Annotated in this window: 9 protein-coding genes; all 9 read right to left on the bottom strand. The window is 71.1% G+C overall.

Annotated elements, in window-relative coordinates:
- Positions 1-169: 169 nt before the first annotated feature.
- Positions 170-1,174 carry a methionine synthase II (cobalamin-independent)-like protein gene (locus ACWGJB_RS42430; RefSeq protein WP_453385363.1) on the bottom strand — a complete coding sequence of 335 codons (1,005 nt, stop codon included), beginning with the start codon at positions 1,172-1,174 and terminating at the stop codon, positions 170-172.
- Positions 1,175-1,178: 4 nt separating this feature from the next.
- Positions 1,179-1,637: a GlcG/HbpS family heme-binding protein gene (locus ACWGJB_RS42425; RefSeq protein WP_382542150.1), complete on the bottom strand. Its 459-nt coding sequence runs from the start codon at positions 1,635-1,637 to the stop codon at positions 1,179-1,181.
- Complete coding sequence (locus ACWGJB_RS42420; RefSeq protein ID WP_453385362.1) at positions 1,634-2,419, bottom strand: alpha/beta fold hydrolase; 786 nt, start codon at positions 2,417-2,419, stop codon at positions 1,634-1,636. The genes ACWGJB_RS42425 and ACWGJB_RS42420 overlap by 4 nt, the downstream gene beginning before the upstream one ends.
- Before the next feature lie 25 nt (positions 2,420-2,444).
- Positions 2,445-2,816, bottom strand: coding sequence for a VOC family protein (locus tag ACWGJB_RS42415; RefSeq protein ID WP_453385361.1), 372 nt, complete (start codon positions 2,814-2,816; stop codon positions 2,445-2,447).
- Positions 2,813-3,583: a fumarylacetoacetate hydrolase family protein gene (locus ACWGJB_RS42410; protein WP_453385360.1), complete on the bottom strand. Its 771-nt coding sequence runs from the start codon at positions 3,581-3,583 to the stop codon at positions 2,813-2,815. Before ACWGJB_RS42410 ends, ACWGJB_RS42415 begins: the two co-directional genes overlap by 4 nt.
- The gene (locus tag ACWGJB_RS42405) at positions 3,580-5,028 is read right to left on the bottom strand and encodes an NAD-dependent succinate-semialdehyde dehydrogenase (RefSeq protein ID WP_453385359.1); all 1,449 of its coding nucleotides are present in this window, start codon (positions 5,026-5,028) and stop codon (positions 3,580-3,582) included. The genes ACWGJB_RS42410 and ACWGJB_RS42405 overlap by 4 nt, the downstream gene beginning before the upstream one ends.
- A gap of 20 nt (positions 5,029-5,048) precedes the next feature.
- Complete coding sequence (locus ACWGJB_RS42400; protein WP_453385358.1) at positions 5,049-5,969, bottom strand: VOC family protein; 921 nt, start codon at positions 5,967-5,969, stop codon at positions 5,049-5,051.
- A 103-nt stretch (positions 5,970-6,072) separates the two neighbouring features.
- Entirely contained in the window at positions 6,073-6,984 is a 912-nt protein-coding gene (locus tag ACWGJB_RS42395; RefSeq protein WP_453385357.1) for a LysR family transcriptional regulator, read from the bottom strand.
- A 135-nt stretch (positions 6,985-7,119) separates the two neighbouring features.
- The gene (locus ACWGJB_RS42390; RefSeq protein ID WP_453385356.1) at positions 7,120-7,494 is read right to left on the bottom strand and encodes a carboxymuconolactone decarboxylase family protein; all 375 of its coding nucleotides are present in this window, start codon (positions 7,492-7,494) and stop codon (positions 7,120-7,122) included.
- Positions 7,495-7,649 lie beyond the last annotated feature (155 nt).

Raw genomic sequence — 7,649 nt, 5'->3', positions numbered from 1 at the left:
TGGGGGGGGGGGGGGTGCGGGTTGGGTCCTCCCCGCCCCGCCCCGCCCCGGGGGCGGGGCGGCGCCGCCCGCCCCCCCCGCTGGGGCCGGGGCCCCCCCCCGCGACCGGCCACGACGGCGCCGCAGTCGGCAGACGGCAGATCGTGGCACTTCCAGCGGAGCGGGGCGCTTAGAACTCGTTGCCCCAGCAGTACCGGGCGATGGTCTCGACCAATACGAGCTTGCGGCGCTGCTCCTCCGCTGTCAGGAGGGGCCTCGACGCCACGTCCGCGAAGCCCCGTGACGGGGATACGGCGCCGTCCTCCAGGTCCTTGAACTCACCGACCGCGTCTATACGGGACATCACGGTGTCGATGTCCTCCAGCTCCGGCGCCGTCGCGTCGACCACGCCCAGGCAGAAGTCGCGGTCGTCCGGCAGTGCCTTCACTAGTTCGAGCTCGGCCGGCGTGCCCTGGTCGAGCGGGAGGATCCAGCGGTCGGCGCCGATTTCGGCGTACAGCCGCTCGGCGCGGGCCCGGTCCACCTCGGCCGGGGCCGCCCAGCCGGGCGCCACGCCGATCCGTACGCCCTCGGGGCGCTCGTCCAGGCGTACCGCGAGCGCGTCGACGGCGAGCGCGTCCTCGAAGGAGAGTGCGCCGGGGTCTCCCGGGTCGGTGCTCAACTGGTCGAGGAGGAGCGGGTTGTCGAGCTGGATCAGGCGGACGCCCTGCGACACCAGCAGCCCGATCTCCGCCCGGACGATCTCCGCGAAGGCCTCGCCCAGGTCACGCGCCGAGGAGACGCCGAGCCCCGGCCGGTAGGTGGTGGCCGCGAGATACGCCGGGGAGGGCAGCGAGGCTTTCGGGGCGATCACCGTCAGCTCGGCGAGCCGGACGGCCGAGTCGGCGAGCAGCGGGCCGTCTGCCTTGGGCAGCGATTCGGCGACCCAGCGCACCAGGCCGTCCGGCCCCGCCTCGTCGGTGCGGCGGAGGCCCGACACGCCGTCGAGGACCGCGCTGCGGAAGTCCTCGCGGGGGAAGTCGCCGTCGGTGACGACGGTGGAGCGCAGCCTGCGCTGGTAGGCGACCGCCTCCCGGACCGCCGCGGCCACCGCCTCCGGGTCGTCGGTCGACAGGCCTGCCGGCCGGACCAGGCTGCCGTGGTGGTCGATGCGGTAGTTGAACGTGTCCGCCATGGTGTCAGTCCTTTCCGCCGGTGACGCCCCACGCGGCGAACTCCAGCTCGTAGCCGAGGTCCTTCAGGACCTCCTCGGCGATCCGCTGGTCCTCGTCCGCGGTGCCGCCGGCGATGCCGAGGCCGCCGATGATCTCGCCGTCCTTCTTGATGGTGACGCTGCCCTCGGCGGCCATGATCGGCAGGGCGGCGCCGGGGAGCTGGGAGAGCTGGGAGAAGAAGACGGGCTGGCTCTCCTGCCACTTCTTCAGCATGGGGCCGGGTCGCTGCATGACGGCGGCGGTGTAGGCCTTGGCGCGGGCGATGTCGGGGGTGAGCGGGCGGGCCCCGTCGGGGCGGCGGATGGCGACCGGGAAGCCGCCGGCGTCCACGACGGCGACGCTCACCGCCTTGCCGATCTCCCGGGCGCGCCGGTGGGCGGCGTCGATGATCTCCTCGGCGGCGGCCAGGGTGAGGCTGCTCATGCTGTTTCCTTCGATGCGGTGAGGGTGCGGCGGAGCCGGGCGACGGCCGCGTTGTACGGCTGGGGTGTCTCCCAGTACATGGAGTGCGGGGCGTCCGGGACGATCTCCAGGTGCGAGCCGGGCAGCAGTTCGTGGGCGCGGGTGACGGTCTTGACGCTCAGGACGGCGTCCTTCTCGCCCGCGAGGAAGGCGACCCTGACGCCGGAGCCCTGGATCTCCTCCAGGGAGGGGCCGTCGGTGTCGAGGTTGCGCAGGTCCTGCATCCTGGCGACGTTGAACGTGCCCATCTGCTGGAACAGGAAGGTGAGATCGGCCCGCTCCCGCTGGAACGTCTTGGTGAGCAGCCGGTCGATCACCGGCAGCTTCACGGCCTCGGCCCGGTCGGCGGCGGCCAGTTCCTTCAGCTCGGGGTGGCTGATACCGCCGAGGGAGTGGCCGAGGACGACCGAGGAGACCCGCTCGGGGCGCAGCAGACCGGCGCGCAGCGCGGCGACGGACCCGATGGACTGGCCGACCAGCATGGCGTCGGTGAGGTCCTCCTGGTCGAGGACGGCGACCACGTCTGCGGGGAAGTCCTGGCCGTCGAACTCGGCCATGGCGGAGTCGGACTTGCCGAAGCCGCGCAGGTCCACGGTGACGACCGTGAACTCCTCGCGCAGTGCGGCCACCTGCTGCCACCAGGCGGCGTGGTGACCGCCGCTGCCGTGCACGAACAGGATCGCCGGGCCGCTGCCGTGGCGCTCGTAGTAGATGGAGGTGCCGTCGGAGTCGGCGAGGGGCATGGGCTGAACTCCCGTATTTGCGCGTCTAGTTGGGACGGCGGCCGTGGTGGACCAGCTCGATCATGGTGTGGTCGGGGTCGTGGATGTAGCAGAACTTGGACTGGTTCTCGGGGCGTTCGATCGGCCGGGTGTGCCGGATGCCCAGCTCCTTGAGGTGGGCGAGGAAGTCGTCCCAGTCGTCGACCTCGACGGCGAAGTGGTAGGGCGCCATGCGCTCCATCTCCTCAACAGGGGTGAAGTGCAGGTCGAAGGTGCCCCGGGTCATGAGGACGACCCGTGTGTTGGACTTGGGCATGATGCGCTTCATCCCGAAGACCTTGGTGTACCAGGCGGCGGTCCGGTCGGGATCGGTGGTGGGGAAGTTGACGTGGTGGATGTAACGGGGTTCCGCGCTCATGAGTGGTTCCCTTCCAGGTGTACGGGGTTGGACAGCACGCCGATGCCGCTGATCTCGACGTCCACGGTGTCGCCGGGCTCGATCTGGCAGGTGGACTCGGCGCCCATCCACAGCACGTCCCCGGGGTGCAGGGTGAGGTGCCGGGTGATCTCGACGATGTGGTCGAAGGGGTCGAAGACCATGTCCCCGGTCGGGAACGCGGCGCGGACCTCGCCGTTGACGCGCAGTGTGGTGGTCTGGGCGAGGGCGTCGACGTCGGTCTCGATCCATGGCCCCATGGGCTTGAACGTGTCGCTGTTCTTGCTGCGCCAGAAGGTGCGGTCCTGGTGCTGCCAGGTGCGGGCGCTGACGTCGTTGCCGATGCTCCAGCCGAAGACCGACTCCCGGGCGTCGTCGTAGGTCGCGTACCGGACCGTACGGCCGATGACGGCGACCAGTTCCGGCTCGGCCTCGAACCGCCCGGTCACCCCGGCCGGCTTGACGATCGGCGAACGGTGGCCGGTGAGGGCGTTGTTGGCGCGGTAGCCGACCTCGGGCCGGTCGGGTGTCGAGGCGCCGGCGTGCTCGATGTGCCGTGGGTAGTTGTAGCCGACGGCGTAGAACACGCCGGGTACGACGGGCGGCAGCCAGACGGCCTCGGCGACCGGGACCGTGCCGAGGACATCGGGGTCGGCCGCCAATGGTGAGCCGGAGAGGAGTTCGACGTCCGTCTTCGCCACCCGGCCCCACACCGCCCGGCCGTCGACGGACACGCGTGCGTACCTCATGGCGTCAGCAGGTGGGAGACGCGCTTGGTGACCAGGTAGGCGTCCAGCGCCTCCGGCCCGCCCTCCCGGCCGTACCCGCTGTCCTTGACCCCGCCGGAGGGTGCCTCGTGCACCGAACCGCCGCAGTGGTTGAGGGAGAGGATGCCGGCCTCGAACCCGTCCGACAGCTTCTCGGCGGTCGCGGCCGACCTGGTGAAGCCGTAGGCGGCCAGACCGTACGGCAGGGAGTTGGCGACGGCCAGGGCGTCGTCCAGGTCGCCGAAGGGCACGATCGGCGCGACGGGCCCGAACGGCTCCTCGGACATCAGCTCCGCGTCCGGGGTCACGTCGGTGAGCACGGTCGGCGCGAAGAAGTACCCGGGGCGGTCCGGGCGTTCGCCGCCGGTGAGCACCTTCGCCCCCTTGCGCACCGCGTCCGCGGTCAGCCGCTCGACCGACCGCAGCCGGCGCTCGTTGGCGAGCGGGCCCATGGTGGTGCCCTGGGCCAGGCCGTCGCCGACGACGACCGACTCGGCGGCCTTCACGAACTCGGCGGTGAAGTCCTCGACCAGGGACTCGTGGACCAGGAAGCGGCTGGGCGAGGTGCACACCTGGCCCGCGTTGAAGAACTTGGCCTGGGCGGCGCGCCGGGCGGCCTGACCGGGGTCGGCGTCGGCACAGACGATCACCGGGGCGTGGCCGCCGAGTTCCATCAGGGTGGGCTTCATGACCTTGCCGGTCTCGGCTGCCAGGAGCTTGCCGACGGGCACCGAACCGGTGAAGGCGATCATCCGGGTGACCGGGGAGGCGATGAGGTACGCGGAGACCTCGGTGGGCTCACCGAAGACGAGGTTGAGCACCCCGGCCGGCAGGCCCGCGTCCGCGTAGCACTCCACCAGCGCGGCGGCCGTCGCCGGGGTCTCCTCGGAGGCCTTGATGATGAGCGAGCAGCCTGCCGACAGCGCCGAGGAGATCTTGCGATTGGGGCCGCCGACCGGGAAGTTCCAGGGGACGAAGGCGGCAACGGGGCCGATCGGTTCGCGGCGGACGGTGAGGACCGTGCCGGGCGCGGAGGGGATGACACGGCCGTAGGCACGGCGGGCGTCCTCGGTGTGCCAGCGCAGGGTGTCGGCGGTGCGCCTGGCCTCGCCGGTGGACTCGGCGAGGGTCTTGCCCTGCTCCAGGGTCATCACCCGGCCGATCTCGGCGGCGCGTTCGGCGATGAGGTCGGCGGCCCGGTCGAGGATCGCGGAGCGCCTGGCCACGGAGGTCGCGCGCCACACCCTGAAGCCCTCGGCGGCGGCCTCGAGCGCCCGGTCGAGGTCGGCGGTGGTCGCGAGGGGGACCTCGCCGATCGGCCGCTCGGTGGCGGGGTTGACGACGGGGGCGGTGAGTCCGGTGCCGCCCTGGCACCACTCGCCCGCTATGTACATGCGGACGGCGGGATAGCCGTGGTCGGTGATCATGAAGGGGTGCCCTCTCAGGGTCAGGACGCGGTGGGGGCTTCCTGGTCGCGGTTGGTGCGCAGGGCCCAGATGTGGTGCGGCGGGGTCGTCTCGTGGACCCGGGTGCCGTAGTTCCCGTCGGCCCGGTCCATGTCGGCGGCGTACTCGACGCGGCCGCCGCAGGGGGCGTGCAGGAAGCGGAAGACGTTGGAGCCGATGGTGTGCCGGCCTAGTCTGCGGGCCTCCCGCCAGCCGTGCTCGATCATGTGGTTGCCGCCTTCGATCACGTCGTCGAAGCCGGGCACCTCGTAGGCGATGTGGTTGATCCCCGCCTTGTCGGGCCGGTGGCACAGCAGCATGGTGTGCTGGTCGTCGTCGCCGGGGGCCTGCATGAAGACGCCCATGGGTTCGACCACGTCGGTCGGGCGGAAGCCGAGCCGGTCGACGTAGAAGCCGACGGCCTGCTCGCGGCCCTGCTTCGGGATGTTCAGGGCGACATGGCACATGCGCAGCGGGCGGACCCGGGTGATCGGCTCCAGGGCGGTGTTCCAGCGGTTGACGGTGCCGAGCGTGTTGGCGGCGCGGGGCGTGACGGGCGCCGACCGGGGGCGGCCCAGGGTCAGGCCGACGCCGAAGCCGGTCTCGTCGACGGTGTGGTGGACGCCGTCGGCGCTCTCCCGGATCTCGCGGTCCCGGCCCGCAGCCGCCACCAACTGCTCCAGTTCGGCGGGCGTGTCGACGCCCCAGACGACCTCGCGCAGGGTGGGGCCGTCCTCGACCGGGGCCGCCAGCAGCGGTCCGGGCAGGGTGTCGAGATGCAGGGTCTGTCCGGTGCGCGTCTCGAACACGGCGTGCTCGTCGGTCCGTTCCACCGGGAAGAGCCCGAAGTCGTCGAAGAACCGCACGCAGGTGTCGAGGTCGTCGATGCCGTATGTGACCGATTCGATTCTCTGGATTCCCATGGATTCCTCGTTTCCAGGTCGCCTCGCGAGCGTAGATATCGGCCTGCGAGGGCCTCAATGGCCTGAGCTCTACGGAATGCGCAAGCGTTTCTTGCGGCCCCGGCTACGACCGGATCGTGGGAATCGGGTTCTGCGAGAACCACTCGGCGAGGAATTCCAGGAACACGCTGATCTTGCGCGGGGTGTCCTGCCCGGGACCGTAGATCGCGTACAGCGGACGGTCGGGTACGGCGAGGTCGGGCAGCAGCACCTGGAGGGCGCCGGAGACCAGGTCGTCGTAGGCCGGGCGCTGGGGCAGCAGGGCGATGCCGCGGCCGTGCACCGCCGCCTTCTGCAGGGCGATGTAGGAGTTGGACGAGAACGCGATGTTGCGGATCTTGTGCAGGGTGCTGGCGTGCCCGTGGCCGATCCGCCAGACCGGGTCGTTGAGGTGGACCAGGCAGTCGTGGGCGGCGAGGTCGTTCGGGTGGGCGAGCGTGCCGCACCGCTCGACGTACTCCGCGGAGGCGCACAGCACGAACGGCAGCGAGGCGATCTTCTTCAGCCGGACGCTGGAGTCCCTCAGGTCCCGGGTGTGGAAGGCGACGTCGAATCCGCTGTCCAGGAAGTCGTAGGTGCGGTCGGACATCCCGCCGAGTTCGAACCGCACCTGGATCTTCGGATGGGCGGCCGAGAACGCGGCGATGGCGTCCCCGAGGTCGAGACTGCCTATCCACTTGGGACAGATGACGCTGAGGGTGCCCTCGGGCCGGTCGTGGAGCTGGGCGATGCCGGCGTCCTCGGCCTCGATCTCGTCGAGGATGCGCGCGGCGAACTCGGCGTACCGCTGGCCCGGCTCGGTCAGGCTCACGGAGCGGGCGGTGCGGTTGACCAGGCGGACACCGATCTGCCGCTCCAGTTCCGCCACGTGCCGGGAGACCAGGGAGCCGGAGGAGCCGAGTTTCTTGGCCGCTCCGCTGAAACTGCCGACCTGGGCGACGGTGACGAAGCTGTGCATGAGGAGCAAGCGATCCATTTTTCCTCCGAACGCGCGTGCGGCTCGCTCGCGCTGGTCACCCACACAAATCGAATGTCGGCAATCCTGTCAACGGTTCTTCGCTTAAAAGATCGGCCGCGTTTCTCATGGTCAGGCCCTGGATCAGGCCCCGGATCAGGCTCCGTCCGGGATGATCCGGCCGTAGCCGCGGACGTCGGGGAACGGCGGCTCCCTGTCGGCCTGGAGGTCCACCTGGAAGGCGTTGAGGCACATGCCGAGCATGGTGAAGTTGCCGAGCGCTCCGATGGTGTCGACCAGCCCCTTGGGGCCGAAGTGGGCCAGCGCGCGGGCGAAGGTCTCGTCGGTGACGAAGTGCTCCACCAGGACCTCCCGGCAGAACTGGTAGAAGGCCTGGTCGGCCTCGTCGTCGAAGACCGCCGGGCGATTCTCGGCGATGGCCTTGACGGCGGTCTCCGGGATGCCGGCCTCGATCGCCTGGTGGACATGGGCGTTCCAGGAGTACTGGGCGTCCCAGTTGCGGGCGGCCATCAGCAGGGTCAGTTCGCGCAGGCGTTCGGGCAGGCTGCAGTCGAACCGGGGGGGGGGGGGCCCCCGGGGGGGGGGGGGGGGCCCCAACGGGGGGGGGGCCCCGCCACCCCCGCCGGCCCCGCGCGCGCCCCCCCCCGCCCCCGCGACGGGCGGCG

The sequence above is a fragment of the Streptomyces sp. NPDC054813 genome, from assembly GCF_053611365.1.
This window is presented reverse-complemented; position numbering and strand designations above follow the sequence as displayed.